The organism is Allobosea sp. P4_H5, assembly GCF_056400825.1.
In genome coordinates, this window is the sequence record NZ_JBFUKM010000004.1 from 99,565 (window position 1) to 118,051 (window position 18,487).

Here is an 18,487-nt window from a genome sequence, read left to right on the forward strand (position 1 = left end):
GCATGGCCACGAGCGCTAACGGCGTCACCGTCGTCGACCACCCGCTGGTGCAGCACAAGCTGACGCTGATGCGCGAGAAGGACCGCTCGACCAAGAGCTTCCGCCAGCTCCTCAACGAGATCGGCATGCTGCTCTGCTATGAGGTCACGCGCGACCTGCCGACCGAGATGATCGAGATCGAGACGCCGCTGCAGAAGTCGATGCAGCCGGTGATCTCCGGCAAGAAGCTGGTCTTCGCGCCGATCCTGCGCGCCGGCGTCGGCTTCCTCGACGGCATGCTGGAGCTCGTTCCCGCCGCCCGCGTCGCCCATATCGGCCTTTATCGCGATCCGCAGACGCTGCAGGCGGTCGAGTACTATTTCAAGGCGCCGTCCGACATCGCCGACCGTATGATCGTGGTGATGGACCCGATGCTGGCGACGGCGAACTCGGCGGTGGCGGCGGTCGACCGGCTGAAGGAGCGCGGCGCCAAGGATCTGCGCTTCGTCTGCCTGCTCGCTGCGCCCGAGGGCATCGCCCGCATGCGCGATTCCCATCCGGATGTGCGCATCTGGACGGCGGCGATCGACGAGCGCCTCAACGATCACGGTTACATCGTCCCCGGCCTCGGCGACGCCGGTGACCGCATGTTCGGCACGCGCTGACATTAAAAAAGCCCGCCCCGTTGCCGGGGCGGGCCTTGCGATCCGGGGTGGCTGCTCAGGCCGCGATGGCGCGAGCAACCTGCGGATCTGCCTGGATCATTCGATGATCTGCACCACGCGGCGGGTCTGCGGCTCGACCAGCACGGCGCGGTTGTTCACCACCGTGTAGCGATAGCCGCTGGCGCGCTCGCCGAATTCGGCCGGCACCTCGCGATAGACCACGCCCTGCTGCGGCAGAACGGTGCCGACCGCTACCGGCTCGGCATAGGCGTAGGACGGGACGCGCTGCTCGACCACATAGGTGCGGAAGCGCGGGGCGTTGTCGCCGATCACTGCACCAGTGAAGCCGCCGACCACAGCGCCACCGACGCCGCCGACGACTGCGCCGACCGGGCCGCCGACCACGGCGCCGCCGACAGCACCCGCGGTCGCGCCGCCGACGATGCCACTGGCCGCGCCGCCTTGGGCGCCGTCCGGATTCTGGGCGAAGGCCGCCGCCGGGACGATGGCGAGGGCGGTGATAAGAGCAAGCTTCTTGAACATGTCCGTTCTCCTTCCAGAGGGGGAGCCTCGGAGGAAGGAACGGGCGGGAGCCGGGCTCGGTTCCGCCAAATCGGTCACAAGCTGTGAACGATCGTGACAGGCCGCTAGGGGTTTCCCTGCTCGGCCAAGGCGTTGGCGTCGATCACGAGCTCGATCCCGGCGGCATGGAAATCGTGAACCTGGGTGCGCTGGGGCACGCGACCGGGATTGTCGAACAGCTCGTTCACGGTCGCTTCCTCCGACAGGAACAGGAAGTCGGCGTGGCTGCCGTGCTCGGGATAGGCGTCGATTGCGTGCCAGGTGCCGCGATGGAAGAGCACGCCTTCGCCATCGAGCCGGAAGGCGCGCAGCGCTTCGGGCGCCGGTGGGGTGTCGGATGGCTCGGCGACGACGATGATGGCCGGCGGGCCACCGAGCGGCTGGCGCGCCTCGGTGACGTGCAGATGCCGCTCGATCAGGGCGACCACGAAGGGGCGCGCATGATAGCGCACGATCTGCAGCCGCGGCCGGCTTTCGGCGGCGAAGGGCTGGATCCAGATGTCGTAGCCCTCGCGCCCGGTGTCGCGTCCGTCAGCGGGACGGAGCACGCGGCCATAGGGAGCGAAGGCTTCGGCCGAGATCGGCGAGATGGGCAAGATGATGCGGCGCATGTCCGCATCGTAGTGTGTTGCCGTCAAAAGAAAACGGCGGGCCTGAGCCCGCCGCCTGTAAATCCATGCGTCAGGCGCTTACTACTTCGGCGCGGCAGCGAGCACCGGCGAGAGCTTGTCGGCGTCGCGCTTGATCAGCGCGGCGAAGCCGGCCGGCGTACGTTCCTCGGCGGTCGGCAATACGGTGCCGAGGTCGAGCAGGCGCTTCTTGACGGTCTCGTCGTTAAGCGCCTTGCCGAGCGCGTCGACGAGCTTGTCGACGGCTTCCTTCGGCAGGCCCTTCGGCGCGGCGATGCCGTTCCAGGCCTCGATCTGGTATTCCGGCAGCCCGGCTTCCGTGGTCGTCGGGACGTCGGGCAGGGCCGGCGAGCGCTGTGCCGAGGCGATGGCATAGGCCTTGATCGTGCCGGCCTTGACCTGCTCGGAGACGCTGACGATCTGGTCGCACATGAAGTCGATCTGGCCGGAGACCAGGTCGTTCAGCGCCGGGCCGGTGCCGCGATAGGCGACCGAGTTCAGCTTGGGTACGCCGAGCTGGCCCTTGAGCAGGGTGCAGGTCGTCCACGACACCGAGCCGACGCCGGCATGCGCCTCGTTCACCTTGTCGGTGTTCGTCTTCACATAGGTGACGAACTCCTTGAGGTCCTTCGGCGCGAAGCCCTTCTTGGCGACGATCAGGATCGGCGTGCCACCGGCGAGGCCGATTGTCTGCATGCCGTTGATCGGGTCGTATTTCAGGCCGGGATAGGTGGCCGGCGCGGCCGAGAAGGTGCCCAGATGCCCCATCGCGATGGTGTAGCCGTCCGGCGCCGCCGAGAGCGCGCGGGCGATGCCGGTGGTGCCGCCGGCGCCGGCGACGTTCTCGACCACGATCTGCTGGCCGAGCGTCTTCGACATGCTCTCGCTGACGATGCGGGCGATGATGTCGGTCGGCCCGCCGGCGGCGAAGGGCACGATCATGGTGATCGGCCGCTCCGGATATTTGGACTGGGCCTGCGCCGGCAGCGTGAAGGCGAGCGCTGCGGCAAGACCGAGTACGAGCTTCTTCATGATCAATCTCTCTCCCTGGACATGATATGGCGAGGATGCCGACGCGGGGCTGGCAGACAACCCCGTCATTCGGTGAAGACCTCGTCGCGCTTCTTCGACATCGACGGCAGGAGCGCGATCACGAGGATCACGACAGCGACCAGCAGCAGGCCGGCCGAGATCGGCCGCTCGAGGAAGGTCATGAACGAGCCGCGCGAGATGATCAGCGCCTGGCGCAGCTTCTCTTCCATCAGCTTGCCGAGCACGAAGCCGAGCAGCATCGGGGCCGGCTCGAAGCCGAGCTTGATCAGGAGATAGCCGAACAGGCCGAACAGCGCGGTGAAGGCGACGTCGACCGGCTGGTTGTTCACCGAGTAGATGCCGATCGAGCAGAAGATCAGGATCGCCGGGAACATCAGGCGGTAGGGCACCTGCAGCAGCTTCACCCAGAGGCCGACCAGCGGCAGGTTGATGATCAGCAGCATCAGGTTGCCGATCCACATCGAGGCGATCATGCCCCAGAACAGGTCGGGGTTCTTGGTCATGACCTGCGGGCCGGGGATGATGCCGTGGATCGTCATCGCGCCAACCATCAGCGCCATCACCGCATTCGGCGGGATGCCGAGGGTGAGCAGCGGGATGAAGGCGGTCTGCGCGCCGGCGTTGTTGGCCGATTCCGGCCCGGCGACGCCCTCGATCGCGCCCTTGCCGAAGCGCGAAGGATCCTTGGCGAGCTTCTTTTCGATCGTGTAGCTCGCGAACGGCCCGAGCACCGCGCCATTGCCGGGCAGGATGCCGAGGATGCCGCCGATGAAGGTGCCGCGTATGCATGGCGCCGCCGACTGCTTGATGTCGTTCCAGTCGGGCAGCAGGCGGCCGATCTTCGACTTGACCACGTCGCGCGCTTCCGGGGTCTCCAGATTGCGCAGCACCTCGGCGAAGCCGAACACGCCCATCGCCAGCACGGCGAAGTCGACGCCGTCCGAGAGCGGCGGGAAGCCGAAGGTCATGCGCTCCTGGCCGGTCTCGAGATCGGTACCGACGGTCGAGAGCAGCAGGCCGAGCATGATCATGCAGAAGGCCTTGAGGATCGAGCCGCGCGCCAGCACGACTGCGAAGCACAGGCCCATCACCATCAGCGAGAAGTATTCGGCCGGGCCGAACAGCAAGGCGAGCCGGGTCAGCGGCGCGCCGAGCGCGGCGATGATCACGGTCGCGACGCAGCCGGCGACGAAGGAGCCGATCGCGGCGGTGCCGAGCGCAACGCCGGCGCGGCCCTGCTTGGCCATCTGGTGGCCGTCGAGCGTGGTGACGACGGCGGTGGCCTCGCCCGGGATGTTGACCAGGATCGCCGTGGTCGAGCCGCCGTACTGCGCGCCGTAATAGATGCCGGCGAGCATGATCAGCGCGCCGACCGGATCGAGTCCGAAGGTGATTGGCAGCAGCATGGCGATGGTGGCAACCGGGCCGACGCCGGGCAGCACGCCGATCAGCGTGCCGACCAGGCAGCCGACGAAGCAGAGCAGGATGTTGATCGGCACGGGCACCGCGAAGGCGCCCTGGAGGAAGGCGGGCGACCACCAGACCACTTTCCAGACGGTCGAGAAGCCGAGGCCCAGATGTCCAAGCATTTCTTCCATGGATCAGATTCCCAGCAGCCAGGGCGCCAGCGGGATCGGCAGACCCAGCGCGTATTTGAACATGAGGGCGCAGCCGATCGTCATCGCGGCTGCGAAGATCAGGAGTTCCTTGATCTTCACATCTTCCGCCGCGAGGCCGGAGATGATCACGACGAGCGGACCGGAGACCAGCATGCCGAGCTGCGGCACCTTGAGCGGGCCGATCTCGAAGCCGCGGATGGTCAGGCCGAACACGACCGCCGCGCCGAGCACGAAGATGACGCCGCGCCAGGACCAGCCGGCGAGCTTCTCGCCATTGTAGCGCAGCGAGTTGAAGGCGAGCACCGCGCCGAGCGCGGCGCAGATCCAGGCGAAGGCCTTGGGCAGCATGCCCGGGCCGATCTGGCGCAGCGTCCCGGTCGGAAGGTCGCTCGACAGGAACAGTGCCAGCCCGGCCAGAGCGATCATGAACAGGCCGGCGGCCAGATCCTGTGTCGAACGGACGCGCCAACCTCGCGCGGCCTCGATCTTGTTCAGACTCATCAATGTCCTCCGGCTCGGGTGGTTGCTGTGCGGACGGCAGGCTTTCTGCCACGCCCGTTGACGCTGAACGGCAAGACGTGGCCCTCGTCGATCAGGGTCACGCTCTCGCGCAGGATGGCGAGGAAGTCGTCGCGGGCGGCGAGCTTCTGGTGCGGCCGCCAGGCAACGCCGACGAGCGCGCCGGGCGGCGGCGGGTCGAGCAGCGCGCCGCGCAGGCGCCGCATGGTGACGCCCGGGAAGCTCAGCCGCGAGACCCAGTCCGGCGCCAGCGCCATGCCGAGGCCGGCCGCGACAGCGGACATCATCGCCGGCTTCTCGGTCGCCTCGATGGTGACGTTGGGCACCGCCCCGACGCTCTCGAAATAAGCCATGACGAGGTCGTAGGCGAAGGGGCGGATCCGCTTCGACGGCACGACGAAGGGCTCGCCGACCAGGTCCTGCATGGTCAGGAATTCGCGCGCCGCGAGCGGGTGGCTCTCGCTCAGCACCACGATCGGCCGCTCGACGCGCAGGATCTCGAAGGCGCAGTCGGTCGGCTTGCGCGGCGGGCGCAGCAGAGCGAGGTCGAGCTTGCCGGCCTCCAGCATCTGCACCAGCGGCGCTGTCATCGCTTCGACGAACTTGATCTCGATGCCGGGATGGCGCGAGCGGAACGTCACCAGCGCTTCCGGGACGAAGCTGGACGAGGCCGCGTCGATCGCGCCGACCCGCAAGACCTTGCTCGAGGCCAGTGACGCCTCGCGCACCGAGCGCGATGCGCGTTCCATCCGGACGAGGATGGCCTTGGCCTCTTCCAGCATGATCAGGCCGGCGCGCGTGAGCGCGACCTGCCGGGTGGTGCGCGTCAGCAGGCTGACGCCGAGCTCGTCCTCGAGCGCGCTGATCTGGCGTGAAAGGGCTGGTGGTGCGAGGCCGAGCCGCTCGGCCGCCCGGCCGAAGTGCAGCTCTTCCGCCACCGCGATGAAACATCGCAGCTGCCGCAGGTCCATGGTTGTCGCGCTCCCCTCTGGCGTATCGCTTTTTGTGATATCTGCCAGTTGTTTCGGTTATGCCCTTTAGCGCTATCCGCCGGTTTTGCGACCCTAGAGCAATTCATAATTTATTGGCAACAAAGCCCGATGCCGAAAAAGCGGCGTCCACAGAGGTGAACGCCGCTCCGAGCCCGATGATGCGGTAATGAATTGATCGTTTGGAGCTTGTGAGCGCCCGGCCGCGGCTTCGTCAGGCTGTTGGCGCGTCGGCTTGCCTGGCGCTCCACAGTGCGGCGACCCGGCCGTCGATCAGGGCTAGTCCGACGAAGATCGCGGCCATGCCGGCGAAATGGCGCGGCAGCAGCTCCTCGCCCAGCAGGCCGGAGCCGAGCAGGATGGCGCTGACCGGGATCAGGAAGGTCACCAGCATGACGTTGCTGGGCCCGGCGGCGCGCATGATCCGGAAGAAGATGATGTAGGCCAGCGCCGTCGAGATCAGTGCGAGGCCGACCGCCGCCAGGATCGCTTGCTGCGAGGGGGCCGGCAGCGTCCAGGGCGGATGCAGGAAAAAGACGATCGGGACGATCATCACCGTCGAGGCCGTGAGCTGCCCCGTGGCCGCGACGAGCGGCGGCATGCCGCGGAAGCGCCGCCCGAACAGGCCGGAGAAGGCATAGGAGACCGCGGCGAGGATGCAGGCGAGCTGCGCCGTGAGGTTGGAGCCGAGGCCGCCGAGTACATCGGGACCCATCAGGATGCCGACGCCGATCAGGCCGGCGAGCACGCCGCCGAGCTTCAGCCCGGTCGCCTTCTCATTGGCGAAGCAATGCATCACCAGCACGGCAAAGACCGGCGTGGTCGCGTTCAGGATCGAGGCGAGGCCGCTGGCGATCTGCTGCTGGCCCCAGAGGAACAGGCTGAACGGGATCAGGTTGTTGAGGATGCCCATGCCGAAGAAGGCCAGCCAGACGTTGCGGCCGACCGCCATCGAGTGCCCGGTGATCCGCACCACCAGCAGCAGCGCCAGCGCCGCCAACCCGACGCGCACCTGCACGACGGCGAAGGGCGGCCATTCCGCCACGGTGATCTTGTTGAAGAAGAACGAGCCGCCCCACAGGATCGAGAGGGCGACCAGCAGGAGCCACTCGGTGGGGCCCATGCGGAGCGAGGGAGCAGAGGTCGGCTGTGTCATGGCGCAATCTGTCCTCGCAGGGCCGGTCATCCTGCGTCAGTAGGTGGCCGGGCCGGGCCCAGCCACCCGATTTCCGCTAGAGCGTTATGCCGGCTCCGCATCGCGCGCCGCCCACATCGCCTTGAAGGCGGGGCGCTGGTGCAGCTTGTCGAGCCAGGCCTTGACGTTCGGGGCAGCGTCGAAGAGCTGCGTCGCCGGCTTGGCGTAGCGGATGACCTCGCCGACATTGATGTCCGCGACGGTGAAGCGCCCGCCCATGACGTAGCCACCGCCGTCCGCCAGGGCCTTGTCGAGCACGGCGAATGGCGCGGCCAGCGCCTCGAGCGCCTTGCTGACGAGGGCCGGATCGCGCTTCTCCGGCGGATAGGCTGCGAGATGGTAGGTCAGGTTGAGCGCGTTCGTCTCGCATTCGGTCGCGGCCCAGAGCGCCCACATTGCGGCGAGCCCTTCCTCCTGGACGTCTTTCGGCGCGACCGGCCCGCCATGCTTGCGGGCGAGGTAGAGGTTGATCGCCAGCGATTCGTGCATGACGAAGCCGTCATCGTCGATCGACGGGACATGGCCGTTCGGGTTGACCGCCATGAACTCGGCGCTGCGCGTATGGATCGGCGCGCCCGGGGCGTTGGGATCGGGCAGGCGATAGACCTGGATCACCGGCACATGCTTGAAGGTGATGCCGAGCTCGTTGGCGAGCCAGACATTGCGCGTCGCGCGCGAGCGATAGCAGCCATAGATAGTCAGGGACATGAGCAGGATTCCGGCAGACGGGGATGAGCTCCGAATCCGGGGACCCGAAGAAGAAAATTCTACGAAGCTCAGCCCAGCTGACGCAAGGTCTCACGCGCGATGATCAGGCGCTGGATCTCGGAGGTGCCTTCATAAATCCGGGTGATGCGGGCGTCGCGCGCATAGCGCTCGACCGGGAAGTCCCGGCAATAGCCGGCGCCGCCATGGATCTGGATTGCCGTATCAGTGCAGCGATGCGCCGCCTCCGAGGCGAAGAGCTTGGCCATCGAGGCCTCCTTGGCGAAGGGCTCGCCGCGATCCTTCTTCGCGGCGGCATCGAGGATCAGGAGGCGCGCCGCGTGCAGGTCGAGCTCGCGGTCGGCGATCATCCACTGCAGGCCCTGGAAGTCGGAGATCGCCTGCCCGAACTGCTTGCGCTCGCGGGCATAGGACTTGGCGGCGTCCATCGCGGCGCGGGCGATGCCGAGCGAGACGGAGGCGACGCCGATGCGCCCACCGGCGAGCTCGCCGACCGCGACGCGGAAGCCGTCGTTCTCCTTGCCCATCAGATTGGCAGCCGGGATGCGTGCACCGTCGAAATGGATCGTATTGGTGGCCGAGCCGGTCTGGCCCATTTTCTTTTCGGCCTTGCCGACACTGACGCCGGGTGTGTCGGCCGGCACCAGGAAGACCGAGATACCCTTGCCCTTCGGCACGTCGGGATTGGTCACGCCCCAGACGACGAAAAGCCCGGCATATTCGCCCGAGGTGATGAAGATCTTCTGGCCGTCGAGCACATAGGCGTCGCCGTCGCGCCGGGCGCGCAGCTTCATGCCGGCGGGGTCGGAGCCTGCCCCGGCCTCGGTCAGGCAGAAGGCGCCGGCCGGATAGGTGCCGTCGGCGAGCTTGGGCAGATAGGTCGACTTCTGCGCCTCGTTGCCGACAGCCTGGATGACTTCGCCGACCATGTTGGTCACCGAGGTCGTGACCGCCGTCGAGGCGCAGGCGGCGGCGAGCTCTTCCAGCGCCAGGGCGAAGGAAACGGTGCCCGCTTCGGTGCCGCCGAACAGGCCCTTGACGTTGAGCGCCATGAAGCCGTTCTCGGCGAGCAGCTTGAGGTTGGCGAGGAACTCCGGTCGGCCTTCGCCACGGTCGAGCCGCTCGGCCAATGGCGCCAGCCGGTCCGCCGCGAGCTTGCGCGCGCTCTCACGGATGAGTTCTTCTTCTTCGCTGAGCGCGAACTGCATGCGGGTGCTCGTCGATCGGTGGCCGGACGGGAACTCTAGAGCGAGCGGCGGCGCACGCCAATGCGCGGCCCCGCTTTCCCCGGCGTGCGCATTTTAGAGGTGTTACCCCGCGCAGCAGGCCTCAGCTCGCCAGCACCCGTTGCGGCGGGAAGGTGACCTCGACCAGCGTGCCTTCCTTCTTGACGCTGGTGATGGAGAGCGCCGCCCGGTTGGCTTCGACCAGCGCCTTGGTCAGGGGCAGGCCGAGGCCGGTCCCTCCCGATCTGCGCGTCGTCGGCACTTGCCGGAACGGCTCCAGCGCCAGTTTGATCTCGTCATCGTCCATGCCGATGCCGGTGTCGCGGACCCGCAGGATAGCCTCGCCCTGATCGCCGAGCGCGGTCGAGACGATCACCTGCCCGCCGGCATCGGTGAATTTCACCGCATTGGAGAGCAGGTTGATCACGATCTGGCGCAGCGAGCGCTCGTCGGCGACGACCGGCGGCAGCTTCGGCGCGAGGCCGGAGCGCAGCACGACGCGGCCGCGCTGCGCTTCCGGCTGCAGCAGGTTCACGGCGGACAGCGCGATGTCGTTGAGGTTGACACTGCCGAAGTCGAGGTCGAGCTTGCCGGCCTCGATCTTGGCGAGGTCGAGCAGGTCGTTGACCAGGCTGATGACGTAGCCGCCCGACAGGTGGATGTCGCGCAGATATTCCTTGTAGCGCTCGTTCTCGATCGGGCCGAAGCGCTCCTCCGCCATCACCTCGGCGAAGCCGATGATCGCGTTGAGCGGCGTGCGGATCTCGTGGCTGATCTTGGCGAGCACGTCCGATTTCTGTGCGCTCGCCTTCTCGGCCGTCTTGCGCGCCTCGACCAGCTCGCCCTCGGTCTTCTTCCAGGCGGTGATGTCGCGCAGCACCGCGCAGAACTTGCTGTCCGGCCCTTCGGCGATGCGGCCCATGGTCATGAACAGCGGGATGCGCCCGCCCTGGCGCACGCGGCCGATGACCTCGCGGCCATCGTTCATCAGCGAGGCGACGCCGCCGCCGATCAGCCCGTCGAGATAGTCGAGGGCCGGCGAATGGCTCTCCGGCGCGAAGAGCAGGGTGAAGAGCTCGCCGGCGACCTCGCGCTGGTCGTAGCCGAACAGCGCCTCGGCGCTCTTGTTGAGCGACAGGATGCGCCCGCGCCCGTCGACGGTGACGACGCCGTCTGTCGCGGTGTCGAGCATCGCAGACAGCTCGGAGACGCGCGCGTCGTTGGCCTGTCCCTCCAGCCGCAGCTGCTCGACGCGGGATGTGGCCTCCTCTTCCTCCGCCGCGAACTCGGCTGCGAGCTCCTGCTCTTCCGCCTCCTCGGGCGTCAGCATCTTGAGGTCGCCGCCCGGCACGCTGTTGCGGAAGGCCATGAGCGTAGCCGCTTCGCCCTGCCAGCTCACGCTGGAGAGCCGGCCATCGACGCTGACCAGCCCACCCTTGCGGTCGACCAGGATCATCGCGCCGTCGCTGCTGCGGCTCACGCCCCTGATCAGCTTGCTGACGCCGCCCGCCGCTGCGAGATCGTCGAGATCGGCGTAATCCAGCAGGTCGAGCAGGGTGCGGTTGGCGTAGAGCGCCGTTTCGTCGCGATTGACCAGCACTGCGATCGGGAGTCGGTCCAGAATCTCGGCATGGGCGTTGGCGACGCGCGGGCGCCCTTCCGAAGCCGAGGGCGGCACCGGCGCAGCAGTCGCCGGAGCCGAGACGGACGACTCTTCCTTGGTGTCGCTCGTCTCCTTCTCCCGCACGCGCAGTTGCGCCGCGACCGGCAGGCGCGCTCCCCCTGGCTCGTCCTCCTCGCCGGCGATGCGGGCTCCGAGCGCCTTGGCGATCTCGCGGAAGGCGTTGCGCTCGGCCGAGGAGAGCAGGGTCTTGGACGGCTCGAGCACCGGGCGCACGGCGGCCAGGTGGCCATTGCGCAGCGGTACGACATTGGCCGGTGGCGCTTCGGGAGTCGGTGGCGGTTCGCTGGCCTTCGCGGGCTCGCCGCCGTCTTCGGCTTGCTCCGTCGTGGCATCGTCATCCGAAGCCCTGGGCTCGGCCGGCGCCTCTTGGGCTTCTACGGCTTCTTCCGGCTCGGAGGACGCTTCAGCGGTTATGTCCGCATTCGCCGGCACGCCGTCAGTCTCGTCCTCGCCGGCCTCTGCCCGGGCCGGCTCAATCGGCGCCGCTTCGGCAGTTTCGGGCGAAGGAACTGCGGGCGTGGGGTCTTCCACGATAGCCGCAACCGGCGGTTCTACCGCCGGGATATCAGCCTCCGGAACTATGGAGACGCCGTCCTCTTCAGGCGCTTCCCGCTGCGGAAAAGCCTCGTTGGCGGGCGAGCGGGTGAGGCCGAAGCCGCGGAAGCCGGCGGGATTGCGCTCGCCGTCGAACAGCGGGAAGCCGGAAAGCTCGACGCGCGCGCCTTCGCCGGGGGAAACGCGCCAGAGTACGGCCCGGCCGCTCCAGGTCGAGGAGGTCGCGAGGCGTGTCGCCAGGTCGCCCTCGAGATCGACGATGTCGCTGGCGAGCAGCGCGGACCAGTTGCGTCCCTGCGTCGCGCTCGCGACCTCCCGGCCGACCAGCGCGGCGAAGTCCTGCGACAGGCTGACCAGCGTCCCGTCGAGGTCGCTTTCCCACAGGAAGCGCAGATTGGCGCGGCGTGGCTGCTCGGGTGATTCGGCAGCGGTGTCCGCCATGACAGGTGTCGTTGGGGGCGCGGCAGGGGGCGGCGCAACAACCGCCGCCGGCTCGTCCTTTGGCACGATGATGCCGAGGCGGCGCAATTCGGAGGCGGTGACGCCGATGGCCAACGCCAGGCCGGAGCCGGTCTCGATGCGCTTGCAGCCGCAGGTCACGAGCCCTGCGAGGGAGGCGCCAAGCCGCAGTCTTTCGAGCCTCAGCGCTGTCGGTGAGGCGAGCCCACCGGCAAGCAGGCGCAAACGCTCGCGCGTCGCCGCGGGAAGCTTGACGGCTCCGCCGAATGCGCCGAGCAGGGCCCGGCCGCCGGCGTTGGCGAAGGCCGGGGCATCGCCGTCGGCTGGCCAGAGCAGCAGCGCGCCGTCACGGGCAAAGCCCGCGAGCGCGGGATCCTGCGCCAGGGCGCCGGTGAGGCCGTTCCAATCCTGTCCGGATTCGCTCATCCTGCTCCGCTCTGCCTGCTGGCGACTCCAGCCCGCGCGAATATGCCTAACAAATCTTTAATAACCGCGCGAGCGAGGTGAATCCATGCGGGAACCGGGCCTCTCCCCTGACGTTTCAAAACAGCGTTAATATGCCCCCGCCGCCGTCTCGGTGGCGGCATTGTCATTGCACTGCAATAATGATATTGCAGTGCACAATAGAAGCGCAGCGCTGGAGACGGCGCGGACGCTTGGCTCGGTCGCAGGAGGACCTACCATGGACGGCAAGCTTCCCTACGAAGTTCCCACCGAGATGCGCGATTTCGCTGAAAAGAGCGTCGACCAGGCTCGCAAGGCCTTCGACGGCTTCATCGGCGCCGCCCAGAAGGCGGTCGACAGCGCTCATGGCTCGGCCGAGTCGGCTCGCGTCAACGTCCAGGACATGACCAAGAAGGCGATGTCCTACGCCGAGAACAACATCGCGGCTGCTTTCGACCTCGCCGACAAGCTGGTCAAGTCCAAGGACATGAACGAGGTGCTCCAGCACCAGTCCGAATTCCTGAAGGCGCAGGTCGCCGCGCTGCAGGCGCAGCTCAAGGAAGTCGGCGCGAGCGTGCAGGATGTCGCCAAGAAGACGGCCGAGACCGCCGCCAAGGCGACCAAGCTTAAGTGAAGCCTTGAGCGCCACGGGCGCGGAGCAGGCTTTCACGACCAAGTGGCCGGGCCGGTGCGTGACTCTTTGATGGGGTGAGACTCACCTCGCCGGAGTTCGCTCGTGCCCGGTTGCATCTATCGCGCAGGCATGTCCTGCCGAAACCGTGAAGGAGAGATCCGATGGCTAAGCAGACGATCCCCGGCAAGGCGCCGGTCAGCCTCGCACCGGTCAAGGCGCTGAGCGAGTCGAAGCTGGTTGCACCGGTCGTGCCGGCTGCACCCGTCAAGGCTCCGGAGGCCAAGCCGGTGGAAACCAAGCCGGTGGAAATCAAGCCCGTGGTCGAGGTTAAGCCCGTCGCCGCTCCGGTCGCGGTTGCGCCCGCCCCCAAGGTCGAGGCGCCCGTCGCCAAGGTAGAAGCCAAGTCCGCTGCCGCTGCTCCCAAGCCCGCTGTCCCGCAGCCCGTCGCCCAGCCGGTGGTGAAGCCCGCCGCCGTCGTTGTCGCCGTGCCCGCACCGAAGCCTGTGGTAAAGCCCGCCGCCGAGCCGACCAAGCGCATTGCCCCGCAGAAGACCAAGGTTGCGAAGCCGGCCGTCAAGGTCGCCGCTCCGGCGCCTAAGGCCGCGTCTGCCAAGGTCGCTGCCGAGCCGGTCAAGGTGCAGCCCGCTCCCGCCAAGGTCGAGCCCGTTGTCGTGAAGCCGGCTGCTCCGGTTGCGGCCAAGGTCGCCGAAGCCGTTCAGCCCGCCAAGCCCGCTGCGACGCCGGTGGCTATCGCCCCCGTTGTCGCCAAGCCGGTCGAGGCGCCGAAGCCAGCTTCTGTCGCAGCTTTCCCGGCCATCGCCTGGCTCGAGCCGACCCTGGCGCTGACACGCACCTTCGGCGTCGTCCAGGCCAAGGTCCTCGACCATGCCTGCGCTGAGCTCAAGGCGACGCTGGACGAGGTCGAGACCCTGGCGCGTACGCAGAGCGCCGCGGACGCGGTCGCGCTCCAGGCCAAGGCCTTCCGCCGCAGCTACGAATCCTTCGCGGCCCATCTCGGTGATCTCGCCGCGACGGCGCGCCAGGAACTGCCGCGCCGTTGATTTTGAAAGCCGGCGCGGTTTTCCACGCGCCGGCCTGTATTTGCCGTTGCATTCGGCGAGGCGTGGCACTAGGTTCCGCGCCGTCGCCGGACCGCTTCCAGGCGCCGCGACATCAGGCGCAAGCCGTGCAGCCATAGCTCAGTTGGTTAGAGCGCTAGATTGTGGATCTAGAGGTCCCCCGTTCAAGCCGGGGTGGCTGTACCATCTTCCTCCTCCATTCCGCTTCTTCCCGAGATTGCGCGTGAGCCCCGCGCCGGCCTAGCTTGCCGCGCCACGCGGCTTTGAGCCGCCCGCCTCGGGAGGCCCTCCATGCCCAGCAAGATCGATCTCCTCAATCCCGCCTCGCTCTCGCCGCCGACCGGCTATTCGCATCTCGCGATCGTCGAGGCCGGCAAGCAGGTGCATGTCTCCGGCCAGGTCGCGTTCGATCCGATGGGCAAGGTGGTCGGGGAGGGTGATATCGCCGCCCAGGCCGAGCAGGTCTACGCCAACCTCGCCGCCGCCCTGGCCGCCGCCGGCACCGACTTCACGAAAGTGTTCAAGCTGGTGACCTACGTCGTCGGGCTCAGCACCGAGAAGGCGGTCGCCGTGCGCAAGGTGCGGATGAAATATCTCGGCGACGGCCCATTTCCGGCGAGCACCATGGTCGGCGTCACCGCCCTCGTCGATCCGCGCCTGCTGATCGAGATCGAGGCGATCGCGGCGCTGGATTGAGGCGCCGTCGCCAAGGGCTTGCGGCAGGGCAGGCCGCTCGCCATATCTCGCTTGCGCGGTTGGGTTCGCCTTTCGCGTGCGGGGTGCTGCGCAAGCGGGCTCCGATAGTTCCAGAGGCGCCTTTTCAAGGGCTTCGTGATGACGCGTCCGCCTAGCCTGTCGCATCCCTTCCTGCTCGGCTTCGACGATATCGAGCGGGCACTCGACCGTGTCGCCAAAGGCGCCGGCGATGGCTATCCACCCTACAATATCGAGCGCATGCCGCGCACGGAGGATGAGCCCGACAAGCTCAGGATCACGCTCGCGGTGGCCGGGTTCTCGCGCGACCAGCTCGAGATCACGCTGGAGGAAAACCAGCTGACCATCCGCGGTCGACAGGTCGACGACAAGACGCGGCATTTCCTGCATCGCGGCATCGCCGCGCGGCAGTTCCAGCGCTCCTTCCTGCTCGCCGACGGCATGCAGGTCCTGGGGGCTGATCTCTCGAACGGGCTGCTCGCCATCGATCTGGCCCGTCCGGAACCGGAGCGGCTCGTCCGGCGTATCGATATCATGAGCCGCGACTAGGCCCCTGAGGGCTACAGAAGGTCTTTACGAGAGGGCATGCGGTTTGCCTTCCGTTCATGATCAAGGGTGCACAATCTAACCGCCTCGCACTGCTCTGAAGGAGGGCGCGATGACTGAGACCAGAAACAACCCTCTGACCACGGCCGAATTCGCCGCCCTCGGCAACGGCCAGGTCGCCTATCTCAAGCCGATCATGTCGGATGAGTTGGCCCGCATCTTTCCGCAGGCGCCGGATATCGAACCCGGCTTGCAGCTCTTCGCGCTGCTCGCAGCCGATGGCGCTCCGATCCTGGTGACCGATTCCCGCGAGGCCGCGACGGCCAACGCCTGGGAGCACGATCTCAGGATGGTCAGCCTGCACTGACCCGAAACGTCTATGCCGTCGCGGGCGCGATGCCCTCGACGGCGGTGAGCAGGCGCGCGATGTCCTCCGGCGTCGAGAGGCGATGGTCGCCGTCCTTGATCAGGGTCAGCACGACCGGATCGTGCGGCAGATGCTCGACGAGCTTGAGCGCCTGGCCATAGGGCACATCGGGATCCTTCATTCCCTGCAGGATATGGACGGGGCAGCCGGTTTCGAGCGGATGCCCGAACAGGAGATGGCTCCTGCCGTCCTCGATCAGCGCTTGGGTGATCGGCATCGGCTCCGGGGAGTACTCCGACGGCCGCTGCCAGACGCCGTCCCTGATGATCGTCTCGCGGATCGCCTCCGGCATCTGCGCCCACATTAACTCCTCGGTGAAGTCGACCGCCGGCGCGATCAGAACGAGGCCGGCGGGCTGCAGGTCCGGGGCGGTCTTGCGCAGTCTCAGCGTCGTCAGCAGCGCGACCCAACCGCCCATGGACGAGCCGACCAGGACGGCAGGACCTTGCGTATGGACGGCCAGCACCGCCTGCGCATCCTCGATCCAGTGCGACATCGTCCACTGCGCGAACTCGCCGCTCGATTCGCCATGGCCGGCATAGTCGAAGCGGATGAAGGCGCGCCCGGTGCGCTCCGCCCAGGCGGCGAGCGCCTCGGCCTTGGTGGCGCGCATATCCGAGCGCAGGCCGCCGAGCCAGACCACCGGCGGACCCTTGCCGGCCTGCGTCAGCACCGCGATATCACGGCGTTCCGCGCCGGTGCCGACGCTCAGAAATTGCGGCTGGGGCCTCGTCACTTTAATCTCTCCTGTGATGAACCGGGCGAAAGCAGGTATAACCCTGCTGCAATCCCGCCCGATTTTGTGATCATCACGACCCCGATAGCATCGGCGAGTCGCCAAGCAGAAGGCCCTTTCGAATAGTGAGCATCTCCCTGCGTTCCGGCGCGCAACTCTCCCTGCCGTCGACCGAGACGCATCCGCTGGCCGGGCGCACCGTGCTGCAGATCATCCCGGAGCTGGAAGCCGGCGGTGCCGAGCGCACTGCGGTCGACATCGCCGCCGGGCTGACCGAGGTCGGCGCGCGGGCGCTGGTCGCGACGGAGGGCGGGCGGCTCGTCGCCGAGCTGCAGGCCAAGGGCGGCATCTGGCTGCCATTTCCGGCGGCGGCCAAGAACCCCGTCTCGATGCTGCTCAACGTGCGGACCTTCGCCCTGCTCTGCAAGCGTGAGCGGGTCGAACTCGTCCACGCCCGCTCGCGGGCGCCGGCATGGGTCGCGCTGGCGGCGACGCGGGCGCTGAAGCTGCCCTTCGTCACCACCTATCACGGCTCCTACAATGCCCGCTCGGTGGTGAAGAACCTCTACAATTCGGTGATGGCGCGCAGCGACGTCGTCATCGCCAACTCCGGCTACACGGCTGACCTGATCCGCGCCCGCCATCCCTTCGCCCGCGATCGCATCCGCGTCGTCCATCGCGGTACCGATTTCTCGGCCTTCGCGCCGTCGGCGGTGAGCCCGGAGCGGATCAGCGCCCTGCGCAGCGCCTGGGGCGTCGAGCCGCATCAGCGCATCGTGCTGCTGCCTGGCCGGCTCACCGGCTGGAAAGGCCAGAAGGTGCTGATCGAGGCGGCGCGCCAATTGCGTGATGCCGGTGACGAGGACACTGCCTTCATCCTCGCGGGCGACGCTCAAGGCCGCGACGGTTATGTCCGCGAGCTTGACGACGCCATTGCCAGGGCCGGGCTCGAGGGCCGGGTCCGCCGCGTCGGCCATTGCTCGGACATGCCGGCCGCCTTCCTGGCGGCGGCTGTCGTCGCCGTGCCCTCGACCGAGCCCGAAGCCTTCGGCCGTGTCGCGGTTGAGGCGCAGGCCATGGGCACGCCGGTCGTCGTCTCCAATCTCGGCGCCGTGCCGGAAACGGTGCTGGCTCCGCCCCAGGTCGCGCCGCAGGAACGCTCCGGCTGGCATGTCCCGCCCGATGATGCGGCGGCACTGGCCGAGGCGCTGCGCGAAGCGCTGGCGCTGCGCCCCTCCGCCCGCGAAGCGTTGGCGCGCCGCGCCCGGCTGCATGTCGAGCGCCACTTCTCATTGGCCTCGATGGTCAATGACACACTCGATGTCTATTGCGCCCTGCTCGGGCGCTGAAACCGCCTGATCCATTGACAACGCTTCGCGTTGTGCAATGTGTCTCACCAACGGCGCGACGAGCGCCATTCACAGGAGAATACAGCCATTCGTCGTCCCTTCCGTGCCGCACCAGCCCCCGTCAAGGACGGTCCCCGCGCCAACCGCGACATCCGTGGCGTCCGCGACGTCCAGCTCATCGACGATACCGGCGCCAACCGTGGCGTGGTCTCGTTCTTCGAGGCGCTCAAGATTGCCGAGGACGCCGGTCTCGATTTGGTCGAGATCGCCCCCAATTCTGTGCCTCCGGTCTGCAAGATCCTCGATTACGGCCGCTTCCGCTTTCTCGAGCAGAAGAAGGCGTCCGAGGCGCGCAAGAAGCAGCGCACCATCGAGATCAAGGAAATCAAGCTTCGCCCCGGCATCGACAAGCACGACTACGACGTGAAGATGAAGGCGATGCACGGCTTCTTCGAGGAGGGCGACAAGGTGAAGGTCACCCTGCGCTTCCGCGGCCGCGAGATGGCGCACCAGGACCTCGGCGTGAAGGTGCTGGAGCGCGTCAAGGTCGATACCGTCGAGGTCGCCAAGGTCGAGAGCGACTGGCAGCTCGAAGGCCGCCAGATGGTCATGGTGCTCGCGCCCCGATAAGGCGAGGCTTGCGCGCCTTGCCCAAGGCGCCACACCCGGACCTGCCTT

At 67.6% G+C, this 18,487-nt stretch carries 19 protein-coding genes and 1 tRNA gene; 9 read left to right on the plus strand and 11 right to left on the minus strand.

The genetic code is table 11. The features are described from left to right. Positions 1–2: 2 nt before the first annotated feature. On the plus strand, positions 3–644 hold the full coding sequence (upp, locus tag AC1DS0_RS09505) for a uracil phosphoribosyltransferase (protein WP_100959125.1): 642 nt from the start codon (positions 3–5) through the stop codon (positions 642–644). Between the two features lie 96 nt (positions 645–740). Here upp and AC1DS0_RS09510 read toward each other — a convergent pair whose 3' ends face one another. The 10 genes from AC1DS0_RS09510 to AC1DS0_RS09555 all read right to left on the minus strand — a co-directional run bounded on the left by AC1DS0_RS09510 (position 741) and on the right by AC1DS0_RS09555 (position 12,306). Continuing rightward, positions 741–1,187: a DUF1236 domain-containing protein gene (locus AC1DS0_RS09510; protein ID WP_476814111.1), complete on the minus strand. Its 447-nt coding sequence runs from the start codon at positions 1,185–1,187 to the stop codon at positions 741–743. Positions 1,188–1,291: 104 nt separating this feature from the next. Continuing rightward, entirely contained in the window at positions 1,292–1,837 is a 546-nt protein-coding gene (locus tag AC1DS0_RS09515; RefSeq protein WP_476814112.1) for an ureidoglycolate lyase, read from the minus strand. A gap of 81 nt (positions 1,838–1,918) precedes the next feature. Next, positions 1,919–2,887 (minus strand): tripartite tricarboxylate transporter substrate-binding protein, encoded by a 969-nt coding sequence (locus AC1DS0_RS09520; RefSeq protein ID WP_476814113.1) that lies wholly within the window; start codon positions 2,885–2,887, stop codon positions 1,919–1,921. A gap of 65 nt (positions 2,888–2,952) precedes the next feature. After that, positions 2,953–4,506, minus strand: a complete 1,554-nt coding sequence (locus AC1DS0_RS09525; RefSeq protein WP_476814114.1) for a tripartite tricarboxylate transporter permease — start codon at positions 4,504–4,506, stop codon at positions 2,953–2,955. A 3-nt stretch (positions 4,507–4,509) separates the two neighbouring features. Then, the gene (locus AC1DS0_RS09530; RefSeq protein WP_476814115.1) at positions 4,510–5,028 is read right to left on the minus strand and encodes a tripartite tricarboxylate transporter TctB family protein; all 519 of its coding nucleotides are present in this window, start codon (positions 5,026–5,028) and stop codon (positions 4,510–4,512) included. Then, positions 5,028–6,017, minus strand: coding sequence for a LysR family transcriptional regulator (locus tag AC1DS0_RS09535; protein ID WP_476814116.1), 990 nt, complete (start codon positions 6,015–6,017; stop codon positions 5,028–5,030). The genes AC1DS0_RS09530 and AC1DS0_RS09535 overlap by 1 nt, the downstream gene beginning before the upstream one ends. Before the next feature lie 232 nt (positions 6,018–6,249). Further along, a complete protein-coding gene (locus AC1DS0_RS09540; protein ID WP_476814117.1) occupies positions 6,250–7,191 on the minus strand; it encodes a DMT family transporter in 942 nt (313 codons plus the stop codon). 84 nt (positions 7,192–7,275) lie between these two features. After that, entirely contained in the window at positions 7,276–7,938 is a 663-nt protein-coding gene (locus AC1DS0_RS09545) for a glutathione S-transferase family protein (protein WP_476814118.1), read from the minus strand. Positions 7,939–8,006: 68 nt separating this feature from the next. Then, on the minus strand, positions 8,007–9,164 hold the full coding sequence (locus AC1DS0_RS09550) for an acyl-CoA dehydrogenase family protein (RefSeq protein WP_476814119.1): 1,158 nt from the start codon (positions 9,162–9,164) through the stop codon (positions 8,007–8,009). A 121-nt stretch (positions 9,165–9,285) separates the two neighbouring features. After that, complete coding sequence (locus tag AC1DS0_RS09555) at positions 9,286–12,306, minus strand: PAS domain-containing sensor histidine kinase (RefSeq protein WP_476814120.1); 3,021 nt, start codon at positions 12,304–12,306, stop codon at positions 9,286–9,288. A gap of 256 nt (positions 12,307–12,562) precedes the next feature. On the opposite strand from AC1DS0_RS09555, the gene AC1DS0_RS09560 reads away from it, so the two are divergent. From AC1DS0_RS09560 to AC1DS0_RS09585, 6 genes are all read left to right on the plus strand, one after another. Continuing rightward, positions 12,563–12,958, plus strand: a complete 396-nt coding sequence (locus AC1DS0_RS09560) for a phasin (RefSeq protein WP_476814121.1) — start codon at positions 12,563–12,565, stop codon at positions 12,956–12,958. 161 nt (positions 12,959–13,119) lie between these two features. Beyond that, positions 13,120–14,019: a hypothetical protein gene (locus tag AC1DS0_RS09565; protein WP_476814122.1), complete on the plus strand. Its 900-nt coding sequence runs from the start codon at positions 13,120–13,122 to the stop codon at positions 14,017–14,019. Positions 14,020–14,146: 127 nt separating this feature from the next. Next, positions 14,147–14,223: transfer RNA gene (locus AC1DS0_RS09570), tRNA-His, on the plus strand. Between the two features lie 105 nt (positions 14,224–14,328). Continuing rightward, complete coding sequence (locus tag AC1DS0_RS09575; protein WP_476814123.1) at positions 14,329–14,733, plus strand: RidA family protein; 405 nt, start codon at positions 14,329–14,331, stop codon at positions 14,731–14,733. Positions 14,734–14,871: 138 nt separating this feature from the next. Continuing rightward, positions 14,872–15,300 carry an Hsp20 family protein gene (locus AC1DS0_RS09580; protein ID WP_091831716.1) on the plus strand — a complete coding sequence of 143 codons (429 nt, stop codon included), beginning with the start codon at positions 14,872–14,874 and terminating at the stop codon, positions 15,298–15,300. Positions 15,301–15,409: 109 nt separating this feature from the next. Next, positions 15,410–15,664 (plus strand): BQ00720 family protein, encoded by a 255-nt coding sequence (locus AC1DS0_RS09585; protein WP_091831714.1) that lies wholly within the window; start codon positions 15,410–15,412, stop codon positions 15,662–15,664. 10 nt (positions 15,665–15,674) lie between these two features. Here the strand turns inward: AC1DS0_RS09585 and AC1DS0_RS09590 are convergent, their stop codons facing one another. Further along, complete coding sequence (locus tag AC1DS0_RS09590) at positions 15,675–16,460, minus strand: alpha/beta hydrolase (RefSeq protein WP_476814124.1); 786 nt, start codon at positions 16,458–16,460, stop codon at positions 15,675–15,677. A gap of 125 nt (positions 16,461–16,585) precedes the next feature. Here AC1DS0_RS09590 and AC1DS0_RS09595 point away from each other — a divergent pair, with 125 nt between their 5' ends. After that, on the plus strand, positions 16,586–17,809 hold the full coding sequence (locus tag AC1DS0_RS09595; protein WP_476814125.1) for a glycosyltransferase: 1,224 nt from the start codon (positions 16,586–16,588) through the stop codon (positions 17,807–17,809). Between the two features lie 87 nt (positions 17,810–17,896). Beyond that, positions 17,897–18,439: a translation initiation factor IF-3 gene (gene infC / locus AC1DS0_RS09600; protein ID WP_152017510.1), complete on the plus strand. Its 543-nt coding sequence runs from the start codon at positions 17,897–17,899 to the stop codon at positions 18,437–18,439. Positions 18,440–18,487 lie beyond the last annotated feature (48 nt).